A 12984-nucleotide genomic window follows, 5' to 3' on the forward strand; every position below is an offset into this window, starting at 1 on the left:
CGGGCCGAGCGCCATTTCGAGGCTAAGTGACGAGCAGTGACGGGCGGTGAGTGGGGGAGTGCACGGTGGGGTGAAGTTCTACCGCGGCGCCGCTGCCGCCGCACGCTGCTACGTCGAGGCCGACCGATCACGCGTCGACGACTACTACCTGACCGAGGGCACCGGACTCGCCACCCACTACGTCGCGACACCGACCGCTGGTGCCCAAGTAGCAGGAGTGCTCGACGGCGACAGCTACGAACGCTGGGTCGCCGGCTACGACGTCAAGACCGGTGCAGCGAAGGGTCGGCTCCGCAGCGACGAGCACGGACTCCGGTTCGTCGAGGTCGTGGTCAACGGGCCGAAGACCTGGTCACTCGCGGCGGCAATCCACCCCGCGATCGCCGACGCGTACGACGCCGCCCAGGAACGCGCCGCGCAAGAGATCATTGGCTGGGTCGCCGACCACGCCACGACTCGCATCGGGCCACGCGGTCGACAGGTCCAGGTGCCGGTCGAGCCGATCGAGGCAGCCGTCGTAAGACACCAGACCTCCCGCGCCGGCGACCCACACCGCCACCTCCACCTGCAGATCAACGCGCGTGTGTTCGCCCGCGGAGCGTGGCGCGGACTGCACTCCGTCGGCGTCGTCGACAGCATCGAGGCGATCAACGGGATCGGGCACGCCGCCGTCGCCTGTGACCCCGAGTTCCGGCGTTCCCTCGCCGCGCACGGCTACACACTCGACGCCAGCTCCGGCGAGATCACCGAGCTAGCGCCGTACGCCGGCAGGTTCAGTGCCCGGGCCGCGCAGATCAACCGCAACGTCGACAAGTACGAAGCGGCGTGGCGCGGGGACCACCCCGACCAGGAGCCTGGACCGCGGCAGCGACGCGCATGGGATCGCCGAGCCTGGGCGGAGGCGCGTCCCGACAAAGTCATGCCGTCATCCGGAGCCGACCTCGAGCAGCGGTGGATCGACGAGCTGCGCGACCTCGGGTTCGATCCTCCGGCGCCGCTCACCGACCCGGGCGTATCAAAGCCGGCCGCGACGCCGATCGCTCGCATCAACCGCGACGCCGTGGCCGAGCTCGCGCTGGTGCGGCTCGGAGCTCGACGCTCCAGCTGGAACGCCGCCGATCTCCGCGGCGAGTGCGAACGGATCGTCGCCGACGTCGGGGTGATCGTCGACGGCGTCGTACGACGCGAACTGGGGGAGGACCTCACCGCTCGCGCGGTCGCGGCGTCGCGTCCGCTCCTGCAGCGCGACGACGTACCCGACCACGTCCGCGCGCTTACCTCGCGTGAGGTCCTCGCCGTCGAGTCCGACATCGTCGCCCGCCTGGTCGCGCGAGTCGCGCACCCCGGGACGCCAGCCCAGGTCGGATCCTTCGTCGCCCGACGACAGCTCGACCAAGGCCAACGAGACGTCGTCGGCGCGCTCCTCGGCACGGCCCGACTGGTCGTCGTCGAGGGCGCGGCCGGCACCGGCAAGACCACCACCCTCGCTCCCGCCAGCAACGGTCTCGACAGCGACGGGCACCGTCTGGTCGTGGTCACCCCGACGCTCAAGGCCGCGCAGGTCGCGGGGGAGCAGGTCGGCTGTGACGCCTTCTCGGCTGCCTGGCTCGTGTACCAGCACCCCCCGCTGGGACGACGACGGACGCTGGCACCGCGTCGACCCCGACGACCACCCGAGCCCGAACCCACTCGCGCGGCTCCTGCCCGGTGACGTCCTGCTCGTCGACGAGGCCGGCCGGCATGCTCGACCAGGACGTCATGTGCGCACTGCTCACCGTCGCCGACGAGGCCAGTGCCCGCGTCGCTCTCGTCGGCGACCGGCACCAGCTGCCCGCCGTCGGACGCGGGGGCGCCTTCGACCTCGCCATCCGCTGGACGCCGGACGAGGCACGCGTCGAGCTCGACACCGTCCACCGCTTCGTCGACCACACCTACGCCGACCTCACCCTCCAGATGCGCACCGGCGAACGCAGCGGCGACGTCCTCGACGCGCTCATCGACCGGGGCGAGATCGTCATCCACCCCACCGAGGTCGAGCGCCTCGCGGTCATCACGGCGGAGGCCGCCGGCGAGGGGCCTTCGGCTCCCTTGGTCATCGCCGATACCCGCGAGCAGGTGGGTCTGCTCAACGCCGCCATCCGCGACCTACGGCTCACCGGTGAGGGCGCAGTCGACTCGGCCGCTGCGCCGACCTTGACGACGTCTGCCGGCGAACAGCTGAGCGCGGGCGACCGCGTCGCGACCCGCCGCAACGACCGCGCTCTGGGCGTCGCCAACCGCGACACCTGGACCGTCGCATCGGTGGGCGACGACGCCTCCCTCCTCGTCCGCGGCCGGTGCGGCGAGCGGAGGCTGCCCGCCGAGTACGCCCGACGCCACGTCGAGCTCGCCTTTGCCACCACCGTGCACGGCGCACAGGACGACACCGTCGACCACGCGCACCTGCTCATCGGCGAGACGACCGCGCAGCGTCCGCGTACGTCGGCATGACCCGCGGCCGGCACAGCAACACCGCCCACCTCGTCGCCGACAACCTCGACCAGGCACGCAGGCAATGGATCGAGGTATTCGCCCGCGACCGCGCCGACCTCGGCCCCGCACACGCCGCCGAACGCGCGGCCGAGGCGATCGACCGCTTCGGCACTCAGCCCCTGGACGTAACAACCCGCCCCGACCACATCCCGGCAAGCCGTCGTCATCCGGAGCGTGCGGCGCCGCCAGCCGGACGGACGCCCGACCGGAGGGTCGGCCGGTGACGAGCAGCGACGAGTCTCGGCCGGACTGATCGTCCGGAGGCGGCCTTTCAACCTTGGTGACTGTGAGAGGACATCCGCCGCCAACCGCGGAACGCACCGGACCTGACCGGCGCCACCACGTCCTACCGACCGGAGGACCCCATGGACCAGATCCACATCCCCGACGAATGGCACGACCAGGCACTCCTCGCCTTCGAGGACTTCTGCACCCTCATCCACATTCCGCAACGGACCGTTCGCGACTGGCGCCGTCGCGGCGTCGGACCCCGCTGGGCCAGATTCGAGGGCTGCGGCCGGCTCTACATCCAGGTGGCCGAGGCGCGGCGCTTCGTCGCAACCGCCACGTTCACCGCCACGGCGAGGGCTGAACCATGACCAGGAAGCGCGAGCTGCCCGTCTACGTCAGCCTCGAGGAGGCCGCCGAGATGATGTCGTTGTCCACCCGGACCATCCGACGCCGGATCAGCGACGGCACCATCCCCGCCTACCAGTGCGGACGCCGCTCCATCCGGCTACGCCTCGACGAGCTCGAGTCCGCCCTGCGGCGCATGCCCTCGGCCCGGCGGTGACCACCATGGACGACGACATCCTGGAGTGCGCGCGGGAGGCTGAGAGCGACCTCCGCCGACTCGCCAGGATCACCATCGATCGACCGAGATTGGCCCCTGCCGACCTCGACGTCGCCATTGCCCACCTCGCGGATGCGGTGGCCGCTCTCCCTCAGGCAGTCACCCAGCTCAGCGACATGCTCCACCGGGCACAGGACGACTGGCACCTCACCATGGACACGATGAGCGACATCCACGACCCGAGCATCGCGCTCGACCCCGCACGCCTCCACCTCGACGCGATCCGCCAACCCGCGATCGAGGTCTACCGTCACCTCGGCGCCGCCCACCAGGAGACAGCACACGTCTGCGCCACCGACCCGCTCGAGCTCCAAGCTCCGGAGTCCACGGCGCGTTCCCTGCGCGCGCAACACCGTCAACCACCCTCGAGCGACGGCCCGTCTCGGCCCGGGCTCTCGCGCTGACCGCAGAGGGCAGCCCCGCATGGAAGGGAGCCTCGTCGTCCGTGAGCCTGGCTGTGACGCGACTCCTCTACCCGCTGAGTCGGACGAACTCGGTCGCCAACTCGACCAGCGCGTCGGCCCGCCGCACCAGTGGCTCGGCCTTCGCTCCGGTGATGAGGTTGGTGCCGTACTCCACGTCACCCTTGACCGCGAGCAGCTCGCGTAGGGCACGCTCAGCGTTCGCGGCAGCCGGTCGGGCACCCAGCCCTCGTCGCAACACCTTGGCTGCAGTGACGTGGTCGCTGCCCTTGCGTGTGGAGCCAGCAGCATCGTGACGATCGCATCCTTCGCGCAGATGCCAGCATGGATCGAGTCGCCGGCAGTCGGCCTGTACCGCTCGGCCGCGAGGATTGGCCCCCGCGGACGCGGCGTACTCCTCCGCCTTCCTCAGGTAGCTTCAGGCGTGGTTACGCTGCGCAGCGGTCGCCATCAGGCGGCGCCTCGGCTGAGGACCGGCTTCCGGCCCACCAAAGCGAGCCGTCACGGACGATATCGGCTACCCACTGGCTCGGCCTCTTGCGCCCTCTCCGCGAACTCGGCCGAGGTGAACACGAGCACGTCGCACTCATTGCCCACCCGGGCATGCACCACGTCCTCGAGCTCGACGCGCCCGTTCCACCCGCCTGCGGTGATCACCGCGAGGTCGACATGGCTCGTCTCCGTCGCCTCCCCACGAGCGACGGACCCGAACAGCAGCACCGCGTCCACGTCTGCGTCAACCACCTCAGAAACCGCCGCACGCAGCGCTGCCATCGGATCCAGCAGCGCCCGCAACGGCGCAATCGACGCGTGCGCCTCGTTGAGCTCATGAATGCCGGCCCCACCCACCGTTCGAGACGCAACCAAGCCGAGCCCGGCAAGTGCCTTCAGCGCCTCCTGAACCGACCACAGACTGTGCTCGTCTCTCACCATGCCATGAACCTGCCGCCCGGTCAGCGGCTCGCCAGTGCGCAGCAGAACGGCGAGTACCGCGCCACGAGCCCCCGGCATCACGCCCCCAAAGGGCTGATTGAAGTGCATGCCTCCCAGACTTGTTCATGATCGGTGAGGCAGTCACATGACTGGGTTGACAATCACATGGTGCGGAGGGCAGAGGGACGTCGAGTGACTCGATTCGGCTCCCACTATGACGCAATGCCTGCCAGTCGCAGACCTCGATACAGATCTGCAGATCACATGCCGGAGCCGACTGGAGCGGGTGGGCTTATAAGTGCTCGGATTGAATAGCGCGGGTCTGCTTCAAGGACGACGCTGACGTATTCCCCTGCCTCACCCAGAGGTCCTTCCTGGCTCTTGAGCGCAAGGTGGCGCGCCAGCATCCGTCGGACCATCGGATCAGCGTCCTTCGCGAGGCGCGCGCCGACGTACAGCTCTCGGGTGGCGTCGTGCGCCCAACCTTCGGCCGCCAAGGACCGGTAGGTGCGCTCCGGTTGTGCGGCGAGCATCGGAACGATGACCTTGATGTCAGCGCCGAAGGCTGCAGACAAAGCGCAGGCGAGCATTCGAGCGTTCTCACCGCTCCACAGCAGCAAGTTCAAGGACGCCTGCTGGACCTGGTGCTGATGACTGACGTCGGAGGCGAGTCGAGCAGCCAAGAGCGTTGCGGCGGGCCGATGATCGGTCTCGTAGCCGGTCATCTGGAAGATTCCCAGCGGATCGCTCGGAAGGGGTGCGTCGACGGCCGGCGCGTTCTGAGTCGCCAAGGTCAGGGCGCGGTTGAAAAGTTCAGGTTGAGGGCCGAGGTCGTCAACCAGTTCTACGGCGGCCACTAGGTAGCTGGTGGCGTCCCGAGATTCGCGCGCTTCAGACTCGGCATGCCGGAGAAGGGCGTCGACGAGGTCGAGCCGCTCCGCAGGCAGGAGGTGCTGAACCGCGAGTGCGTCGTCATCAAGCCCAGTCCCGTACAGGTAGACGCCCGGAGTGTGGACGGGCGGAGTCAGAAGACGTTGCCGCGCCTCTTCGACAGCCTCTGCAAGGAACGTGCCAGGTTCTTTGGGCGCAACGCGTGCCCGCAAACGTGCTGCCCCTCGGTCTCCTTGCTCGACTAGAGGTTTGAGGATGGGGTCGACCGTAGCGATGTGATCGGTCAGCACGTGGAGCGCGTAACGGTTCACGTACGTGCTGGCACCAGAGTCGCTGATCCCGAGAGCAACGAGCTGGGTGAGAGCCGCATTCCGCAGCTTCGGATGGGATTCAGCGATACCCACCATCGTTTGCACGTGCCATTCGTCGCTGTGATGGTAGTTCCCAGGCTGGCGTTCGACGGACGGCGCCAACAGGTCGACGAGTTCCGCGGCCGTCGGGGCGCTGAGCCGGGAGGCGACGCCGCCAAGCACACGCAGTGCTGCGAGGAAGGTGCTGTCGATTCCTGAGGCGGTAGGTGACGGCCCCAGCACCGCTCGGACAGCGTCAAGAGCCTCATCCTCGATGCGCGTGAGAATCTCATCGGGGATCAGGTCGCCTTGTGCGGCAAGCACTCGGAAGCACACCGCACGGGTGCGAGGTGACCTTGAGGGCATCTGTGGGGTGACATCCAGCCATGTGTCGCCTGCGGCTTCGGCTGCTCGTACGGCCTTGTCGGTGTCGCCAGCCACGATGAGGCGCGCAACGGCTTCGAAGTGGTAGCCGGAGTTCGTGTAGGCGCGCGCCATCAGGCCGCTGGCGTGGCTGTATTGGCGCCAAGTTCCAGACGCGTAGGCGCGACGCGCATAGTCGCGTGCACTGAGTGCGGCCGCCCGGGGTTTGCCTTCCAGTGCGCGGTCGGCGGCACGTTCAGCGGTCCGACGGATTGTCGCTTGGCGCGGCCCGCCTCCGAGGTGTTGGAGTGCGTGAGCGGTTCGGTAATGGTTGTTGGGGTTCTGCGCGGGCCATGGGTGTACGGCGAGCAGGGTATTCCTGCGCGCGAAGACCCATTCGGCGGCGTCGGAGTAATGACCTTCCAAACAGGCCTGCTCGATCGCCTCCAGCCACGCCAGGTCGGCGTCGGCGTACTGGCCTCGCAGGGCGTTGGCGAGTGCGTAACGAGCCTGAACTGTGGCGCACTCCTCACGGTCCAAGAGCCGCATTCGTACCTGTCGCAGGAGTTCTGCCCAGTCCTGCGTCGCGTCCGCGATCTCAATAGCAAGCGCGACCTGCATCCGCCGTGACAGCGGATCGTTGCTGTCGGGTGAGAGGACCGAGTGCGTGACCCGCAGCTGGTCGACGTGGCGCTGTGCCCAAGAGTCCATAGGGTTGTTCAGTGACGCTTGCGCGACCAGTACTGCGAGTCGAGCCACGTGCTCACGCATGACGGTATCGGTTTCGAAGCCGTTGAGAAGAGCGCGAAGGTCAAGGCCGCCGCAGATCGATTCGATGTCGCCGGCGGGAGAACGAATCACTGCATGCGCGATGCTTACGACGTTGGTGAGCTGCTTGATGAAGGCGGCGTCCGGGTCGGGCTCGTCGCTGGACGTGGCCGCCGACGTCTCGGTCTTTCGCGCGGTGCCGTCGGGGCTCGCGACGACCTGATGCTTTTCGGTGTCGTCCAGGTCGTCGTTCTGCGGCGTTGTGCTATTCACTGGCGCAGCTTGCGGGGTGGCGCGAACGTCTTGGACCTGGCGTGCGCGTGCGTCGGCGGCGTCTAGTTCGGCGACGCTGAGGGCATCCCAGAACGCATTAGCGAGAGCGATGGCTGCTTCACGCCGCCGACCGGCTGAGAGGAGCGATTCGATGCGAGCGGCATCCCACACTCGGGCGTGTGCGGCGAACTTGGCGTCGCGCAGTACCTGCTGGGCCTCAGCGTAGGCGGCAGCGGCCTCTACCGGATCGACGTCGGGCCCTTGAGCGCGCGCCAGCGCAGCGGCCACCTCCGGCAAGTTCTCCGGGCCTCGTGCGACGTCGGTTGCGACCGCAGCGCGGTCGGGATCCGGTGGTTCCACAAGTTGTGGCGCGTAGCCGCAGAACTGCCGCGCTGCTTCCATCCCGAAGAACTTGGCGACGATGTCAGCGTGCCGGGAAAGGGAATCGTTGAGGTTGCTGGCGTCCCAGAACTCGAGGGTCACGGGGGTGGGGGGCCGCAACTCGTCCAACGTGTCTAGGATCTGGCGGCGGTTGGTTGCGACGGCGGTGGCAACGATAAGGCGTGAGATGCCTTTGATGGGCAACTTCTCGGGGTCGAACTTGGCGATCGCGGCCTCAAGGTCACTCTCGTCGAAGGACTTGTAGTGCTTGGATTGGATCACGCCGTAGGAGCCATCGGGCTGGATTCCGATGATGTCGATGCCGAACTGGGTCTGCCCCGGGCTGCCGTAGATGCGGACCTGGTCCCATCCGAGTGCTCGGGCCGCGACCTGTTTGAGCAGTTTCTCGACGTTCGGCCACGGCAAGATGTTGTAGGGAAGATTGTCGGCGAGACTGTGCGCAAAGGTCGGCGGCTGGCCTTCCGGGTCGTCCGACGCATGAACGATCTCATCTACGCCACTCTCTCCGGCGTCCGCATCCGCTTCGTCTGTCACAAGTGACAGTCTCTCAAGGAGTGAGCTGTTGTTCGTTGGGAACACGCCTCGTCATGCTGCCAGCGAAGCACGCACCCTGATCCGAAGGGCACTGGTGTGTCCGAACACTCAAGGACTGGACCGCCTCGAGCTCATCCGCTTCCTCCAAGTCGCCCAGATGCTCACGGTCCCCCACGGAGCGCTAGCGTTCCTCCTTGGCGTCAACGCACTGCGTTCATCTGAGGTGGCTGCAGTCCGGATCGAGGACTGCAGCGAAACACTACGAGGACGCTGAGCGCTCCACCTCGTGGGGAAGGGGGACAAGCCCGCCACCATGCCGGTCACCGTCCCGTGCTGCGCGTCCTTGAAGTTTGCCGCCGCTGCCGCACCGAGGGCCGTCTCATCCTGCGCCCCACGTCGGGCAACCCCATCGACCGTCGAGACACCTACCGAATGGTCGCCCGCATCGCCAGAGCATCAGGCATCCCTCGTCACACCAGCCACACTCGCTTCGTCACGCAGCGCTCACTAACGAATTGGACGCTGGCGTCCCGCTGCGCGACGCCCAGATCCTCGCCCGACACGCCGACCCCCGCACGACCGAGCACTACGACCGCGCCCGCGGGATCCACGATCGCCACGGCGTCCACTTCCTCACCGCCTACGTCGCCGGCGTCTAGACGAGCGGACGCGATTGCCGCCAGAGCGGACGCGAACGCGCAGAATGCAGCGCTTAGGGCGGCGCGAGCCGCTTGGAGCTTTTGGGACTCGTTGCGGTCCTTGCCCTAGCGCCGGTTGGTTTACGCGACCATCTGCTGCGCCCTCGACGCCATGCTGGTCGTAGCGGGTGCGTTAAAGACGGCGCTACCGATCACGTGACGCTGCGTTCTCCACACCATCTACTCGCGAAAGAGGGACCGGACCTGTCGGTACCTACCCCTAGACTCCGAGCCAGTCAACTGAGGGGAGCCGACATGGGCTACCGCAACAAGACCTACGTGGCCTTTGCCAGCGAGAACATCCATCTGTACCGCCTCATGGAGGCGTGGCGCGATAACGACAAGATCGACTTCGACTTCTACGACGCTCACGACCTCTTCATTTCGCGGGACACGAGCAAGCCCGAGACGATTAGGCGCAACCTCCGGCAGCGCATGAGCAACGCCAAGCAGATCATCATCATCGGCACGCCCGAGGCCAAGAAGAAGGGCGGTGACGGTAAGTCATTCCTCGCCCATGAGGTCGACGTGATGATGGAGTACGACCTCCCGGTCGTTGTCGCGAACAGCGGCGGCAGCAAGAAGATCGAGCAATCGCTGATCCCGTCACCTCTGCTGGATGCTGCCTACTACACTCTGTCCGTCTCGTTTAGCCCCGCGATCATCAAATTCGCGCTCGACAACTACGCGCCGCAGTACGCAGGCAGCGACAAGACGGGGCCTCATTACTACAAACAGGACATCTACGACAGGCTGTGATGCGTGACCATTACTCGCGACCTGCGCAACAAGCGCTTCTGGCGTGGACTGGCGACGCATGGACTCGCCGCGCTGGGTGTGTTGTCGGTAGTTCTGAGCCTCTTCGATCTCTTCTCTCCTGACACGCTCGGGAAGCTAGACCTGCCCGAGATCCTTCTACTCCCAGCGGCAGCTCTTGCTTACGCCGGTTGGAGATCGTGGCCCTACCCGGTCGAGCAGCACTATTCCACGCCCGACACCAAGGTCCGGCTCGTCACCGGCGACCTCTTCAAACAGGACACTAATCTCGTCATCGGCATGGCGGACACCTTCGACATCGAGACGCCGCACATCATCGCCACCACGAGCGTTCAGGGGCAGTTCCTCGCGGAGGTTTACCAGCAAGACGTGAGCAGCCTTCGGCAAGACTTACAGAGTGCGCTTGCGAACAAGCAGGTGGTGGACACGGTCACAAAGCCGGGGAACACCAAACGCTATGCGCTCGGCACCGTCGCGACCATCAACCACCAGCGCAAGCACTACTTCTGCGTCGCCTACACCAGCCTGGACGAGCACAACAAAGCGTCATCCTCGATGGGGGTCCTGTGGGAAGCGATGGAGCGACTGTGGGATGAGGTACGCATCCGGTCCAACGGTGATGCTGTCTCCGCGCCGATCATCGGCCTAGGGCAGTCCGGCATGTCGACCGTGCTGCCGATCCAGGACGCGATCCGATTTCTGATCCTTTCCTTCATGTTCGCCTCGCGAAAGGACCGCGTATGCGAGGAGCTGCGGATCGTGATTCGGCCTCAGGACGAGAAGCGGATCGACATGCTCGAAATCCAAGAATTCCTGACGTCGCTGAAGAAGTCGTCATGAGCCACTTGAATGTGCCAGACGCCTATCCCTGCGCTTTCTGTGACTACCTGAGCGGTGCTCGCCCCTTCACGATCCTTCACCGCGGAGAGCTGGCAGCAATCCTGGTGACCCGCGAGCAGCGCGGACTTTCACATCTGCTGGTCATCACGACGCGGCACGCCCCGACGGTTCTCGACATCAACGACGCTGAGTCTGAGGCCGTGATGCGGCTTGTCCGCGGAGCTGCACGCGCCATCGACGAAGTCGAGCAACGACCTGGCATCAGCGTGTGGCAGAACAACGGCGTCGAATCCCATCAGGCCATTCCGCACTTCCACGTACATGTGGCAGGAACGGTCCCTGGTGGTGGAACCGAGTGGGACGAGGTGCACGAACTGAGCATCGAGGAAACCGAAAAGATCGCAGCGAGTCTCCGCCCAGCGCTGCGACTTTAGTCCCGTTCCTCGCGCCTATAACACAGCTGGCGTTGCCAGTAGCCGGCGGACTCACCATCGAAATGGATGAGTCCTCTCGCCGCCTGCCGGCTCGAACGTCAATGCTTGTGAGACGAGACCATTCGACGTCCGCCTGCTTACCTTCCAGCGAGCCTACGCTTCCGAGCACGTCGGATATGCAATGTCCTCGGGCCAGAAGATCTTGCTCATGAGTGACTGCGCGGAGCGAGAGTCGGTACTGCAGACCGTCCGCTTGGAGACCTCATCCTCCGGGATGCGGAGGACGGCGCGGTCAGATTCCTTCAACAGCAGCAGCCCGGAAGAGTCGTCGAGGACGTACCCCGTGATTGTCCCGTACTCGGTGGTGGTCACATCTTCCGGAGGAAGCCAGGGCCGGTCTGAAGTGGCAACGGCGATCCAGCCGAGCATCGCGATCAGCGCCAGCGTTGCGACCGTAGGTACGCGCTGCTTGTGCTCTGATTCGCGAAGCATGAACGGGAGTTTCCCGGTCGATCTCTGCATCCACTGGCGGCGGGCGCCGACAACTAAGAAGGACCCACCCGTCGTGACGACGAACAGTCCAAGGCCGAGAAAGAACCAGAACGCCGGCGCAAGTACGAAGCCGATGGAAAGTGCAGCGAGCGTGCCCAAGATGGGCCCACGCAGGTCATCGCCCTCACGTATCGCCTCGGGCATGAAAACTCCGGCGGCAAGCATGCAGGCGGTGCCGATGGCCGGAAGACCGGCCAAGAGTGCGCCCAACAGGGAGGTCAGCCCTCCAGAGGACACCAATGCGGCAATCCCACTTAGCCCTCCGTGCGACACCGTCCACATCTTCGCGACAACCGTGGTTGCCGCGAGGGTGGAAAGAACAAGTGGCAGATGGTCTCTGAGGAGTTTGCGCACGGCCGTCACCGTAAGTCCCCGAACCTCAAACTCCGAATTTCCATTCGCACGGGCGAAGCGGGGTGCGACTCCGACCGACATGGATGGTGTCCGTGACGGCAGCTTCGTGCGATCGCACGCGGTGCGTGGAACCCGAGGCGGCGGGTTCATTCAATCGCCACCCCCGGCGATCTCGGGATAGCACACTCCGCCGCCCGTTGGCTTGGTGTGCCGTGCGCAGGGATCTGACGGGCGAAAGTTCAGATATGCGGAGATTCGCAGCACTCGTTGAGTTGCGACGGGCGTCGACCTTAGCCGAGAAGTTTGGCCTTCTGAGCATCAAACTCGTCGCTCGTAAGAACGCCGGCGTCGCGAAGTTGCACCAATTTAATCAGTTCGTCTGCAATGAGTGAACTATGAGATGCGCTTGGCATCGGTGCCGGCGCCGGAGCGAAAAGGCTCTGCGGATCCGAGGCCTGACGTTGCCCGAATCGAGGGTGCCCTCGAAACCAGCCCTCGATCCTATCGGCCGTCCCGTGATTGATGGCCACCTCAGCGAGTGTCGTGCATGACCCCTGGACAGTGAGCACCTGCTGGAGGCTGGACGCGTTGAGCCGCTTCTTATCGTCCCGCGTCACCTTTCGTCCGAGAAGCCCACGACGTCGTCGATCCGAACTCGGAAAGCAGGGAGCAACTTGCCCGTCTGTCGGTACTCGACCGATCCGTCGGGATGCTCGATCAAACTTCCGTTGCCGAATCCAAGACCATGGGAAACCGGACCCGCCATCAGCACTCCTTGAAAACGTAGCTTGCCAAACGACGTAACCCGGATTCGGCCATCCCGTACGGCGTTCACTTGCACAGCTGAGCGCGGCCCGACCCATCGAGTCCCGCCGAGCCGACGCTCAGCGAACGCAGGACGGGTCTGACTTTCAGGCCATAGCGTCAAAGTGGCTCCCTTCTGTTGTCAACCGGTCCGGCGTAGCGTCTTGTCCGCGGGTCCGGGAAGTGGCTGATCCGAAGTGTCGA

15 protein-coding genes are annotated in these 12984 nt (G+C 65.7%); 10 read left to right on the forward strand and 5 right to left on the reverse strand.

The annotated features are described in order from the left end of the window. Positions 1-70 precede the first annotated feature (70 nt). The 6 genes from mobF to AC6EI4_RS19475 all read left to right on the forward strand — a co-directional run bounded on the left by mobF (position 71) and on the right by AC6EI4_RS19475 (position 3789). Complete coding sequence (gene mobF, locus AC6EI4_RS19450; protein ID WP_498452484.1) at positions 71-1711, forward strand: MobF family relaxase; 1641 nt, start codon at positions 71-73, stop codon at positions 1709-1711. Between the two features lie 29 nt (positions 1712-1740). Then, a complete protein-coding gene (locus AC6EI4_RS19455; RefSeq protein WP_498452485.1) occupies positions 1741-2490 on the forward strand; it encodes an AAA family ATPase in 750 nt (249 codons plus the stop codon). Next, positions 2487-2756, forward strand: coding sequence for a hypothetical protein (locus AC6EI4_RS19460; protein WP_498452486.1), 270 nt, complete (start codon positions 2487-2489; stop codon positions 2754-2756). The genes AC6EI4_RS19455 and AC6EI4_RS19460 overlap by 4 nt, the downstream gene beginning before the upstream one ends. A gap of 141 nt (positions 2757-2897) precedes the next feature. Beyond that, positions 2898-3131, forward strand: a complete 234-nt coding sequence (locus AC6EI4_RS19465; RefSeq protein WP_498452487.1) for a hypothetical protein — start codon at positions 2898-2900, stop codon at positions 3129-3131. Next, a complete protein-coding gene (locus tag AC6EI4_RS19470) occupies positions 3128-3325 on the forward strand; it encodes a helix-turn-helix transcriptional regulator (protein ID WP_498452488.1) in 198 nt (65 codons plus the stop codon). Before AC6EI4_RS19465 ends, AC6EI4_RS19470 begins: the two co-directional genes overlap by 4 nt. Continuing rightward, positions 3322-3789: a hypothetical protein gene (locus AC6EI4_RS19475; RefSeq protein WP_498452489.1), complete on the forward strand. Its 468-nt coding sequence runs from the start codon at positions 3322-3324 to the stop codon at positions 3787-3789. Before AC6EI4_RS19470 ends, AC6EI4_RS19475 begins: the two co-directional genes overlap by 4 nt. Before the next feature lie 67 nt (positions 3790-3856). On the opposite strand, the gene AC6EI4_RS19480 is transcribed toward AC6EI4_RS19475, so the two are convergent. The 3 genes from AC6EI4_RS19480 to AC6EI4_RS19490 form a co-directional block, all read right to left on the reverse strand. Then, positions 3857-4048, reverse strand: a complete 192-nt coding sequence (locus AC6EI4_RS19480; protein ID WP_498452490.1) for a hypothetical protein — start codon at positions 4046-4048, stop codon at positions 3857-3859. 260 nt (positions 4049-4308) lie between these two features. Further along, entirely contained in the window at positions 4309-4848 is a 540-nt protein-coding gene (locus tag AC6EI4_RS19485) for a nucleotidyltransferase domain-containing protein (RefSeq protein WP_498452491.1), read from the reverse strand. A gap of 152 nt (positions 4849-5000) precedes the next feature. Beyond that, a complete protein-coding gene (locus AC6EI4_RS19490; RefSeq protein ID WP_498452492.1) occupies positions 5001-8321 on the reverse strand; it encodes a hypothetical protein in 3321 nt (1106 codons plus the stop codon). A gap of 350 nt (positions 8322-8671) precedes the next feature. On the opposite strand from AC6EI4_RS19490, the gene AC6EI4_RS19495 reads away from it, so the two are divergent. The 4 genes from AC6EI4_RS19495 to AC6EI4_RS19510 all read left to right on the forward strand — a co-directional run bounded on the left by AC6EI4_RS19495 (position 8672) and on the right by AC6EI4_RS19510 (position 11070). After that, on the forward strand, positions 8672-8980 hold the full coding sequence (locus AC6EI4_RS19495; RefSeq protein ID WP_498452493.1) for a tyrosine-type recombinase/integrase: 309 nt from the start codon (positions 8672-8674) through the stop codon (positions 8978-8980). A gap of 294 nt (positions 8981-9274) precedes the next feature. Then, positions 9275-9778, forward strand: coding sequence for a TIR domain-containing protein (locus AC6EI4_RS19500; RefSeq protein WP_498452494.1), 504 nt, complete (start codon positions 9275-9277; stop codon positions 9776-9778). 3 nt (positions 9779-9781) lie between these two features. Further along, on the forward strand, positions 9782-10636 hold the full coding sequence (locus tag AC6EI4_RS19505; protein WP_498452495.1) for a macro domain-containing protein: 855 nt from the start codon (positions 9782-9784) through the stop codon (positions 10634-10636). Further along, positions 10633-11070, forward strand: a complete 438-nt coding sequence (locus AC6EI4_RS19510) for an HIT family protein (RefSeq protein WP_498452496.1) — start codon at positions 10633-10635, stop codon at positions 11068-11070. Before AC6EI4_RS19505 ends, AC6EI4_RS19510 begins: the two co-directional genes overlap by 4 nt. A gap of 153 nt (positions 11071-11223) precedes the next feature. Here AC6EI4_RS19510 and AC6EI4_RS19515 read toward each other — a convergent pair whose 3' ends face one another. Both AC6EI4_RS19515 and AC6EI4_RS19520 read right to left on the reverse strand, forming a co-directional pair. Next, positions 11224-11976, reverse strand: a complete 753-nt coding sequence (locus AC6EI4_RS19515) for a hypothetical protein (protein WP_498452497.1) — start codon at positions 11974-11976, stop codon at positions 11224-11226. A gap of 290 nt (positions 11977-12266) precedes the next feature. Next, positions 12267-12839 carry an SHOCT domain-containing protein gene (locus AC6EI4_RS19520; RefSeq protein ID WP_498452498.1) on the reverse strand — a complete coding sequence of 191 codons (573 nt, stop codon included), beginning with the start codon at positions 12837-12839 and terminating at the stop codon, positions 12267-12269. Between the last annotated feature and the right edge of the window lie 145 nt (positions 12840-12984).

It is taken from the genome of Nocardioides sp. Z43_10 (assembly GCF_059766615.1).

Coding starts and splice junctions, on each gene's coding strand:
- AC6EI4_RS19500 (WP_498452494.1), top strand. CDS start 9,275: ATGGGCTACCGCAACAAGACCTACGTGGCCTTTGCCAGCGAGAACATC.
- AC6EI4_RS19470 (WP_498452488.1), top strand. CDS start 3,128: ATGACCAGGAAGCGCGAGCTGCCCGTCTACGTCAGCCTCGAGGAGGCC.
- AC6EI4_RS19465 (WP_498452487.1), top strand. CDS start 2,898: ATGGACCAGATCCACATCCCCGACGAATGGCACGACCAGGCACTCCTC.
- AC6EI4_RS19485 (WP_498452491.1), bottom strand. CDS start 4,848: ATGCACTTCAATCAGCCCTTTGGGGGCGTGATGCCGGGGGCTCGTGGC.
- AC6EI4_RS19510 (WP_498452496.1), top strand. CDS start 10,633: ATGAGCCACTTGAATGTGCCAGACGCCTATCCCTGCGCTTTCTGTGAC.
- AC6EI4_RS19520 (WP_498452498.1), bottom strand. CDS start 12,839: ATGGGTCGGGCCGCGCTCAGCTGTGCAAGTGAACGCCGTACGGGATGG.
- AC6EI4_RS19455 (WP_498452485.1), top strand. CDS start 1,741: ATGCTCGACCAGGACGTCATGTGCGCACTGCTCACCGTCGCCGACGAG.
- AC6EI4_RS19460 (WP_498452486.1), top strand. CDS start 2,487: ATGACCCGCGGCCGGCACAGCAACACCGCCCACCTCGTCGCCGACAAC.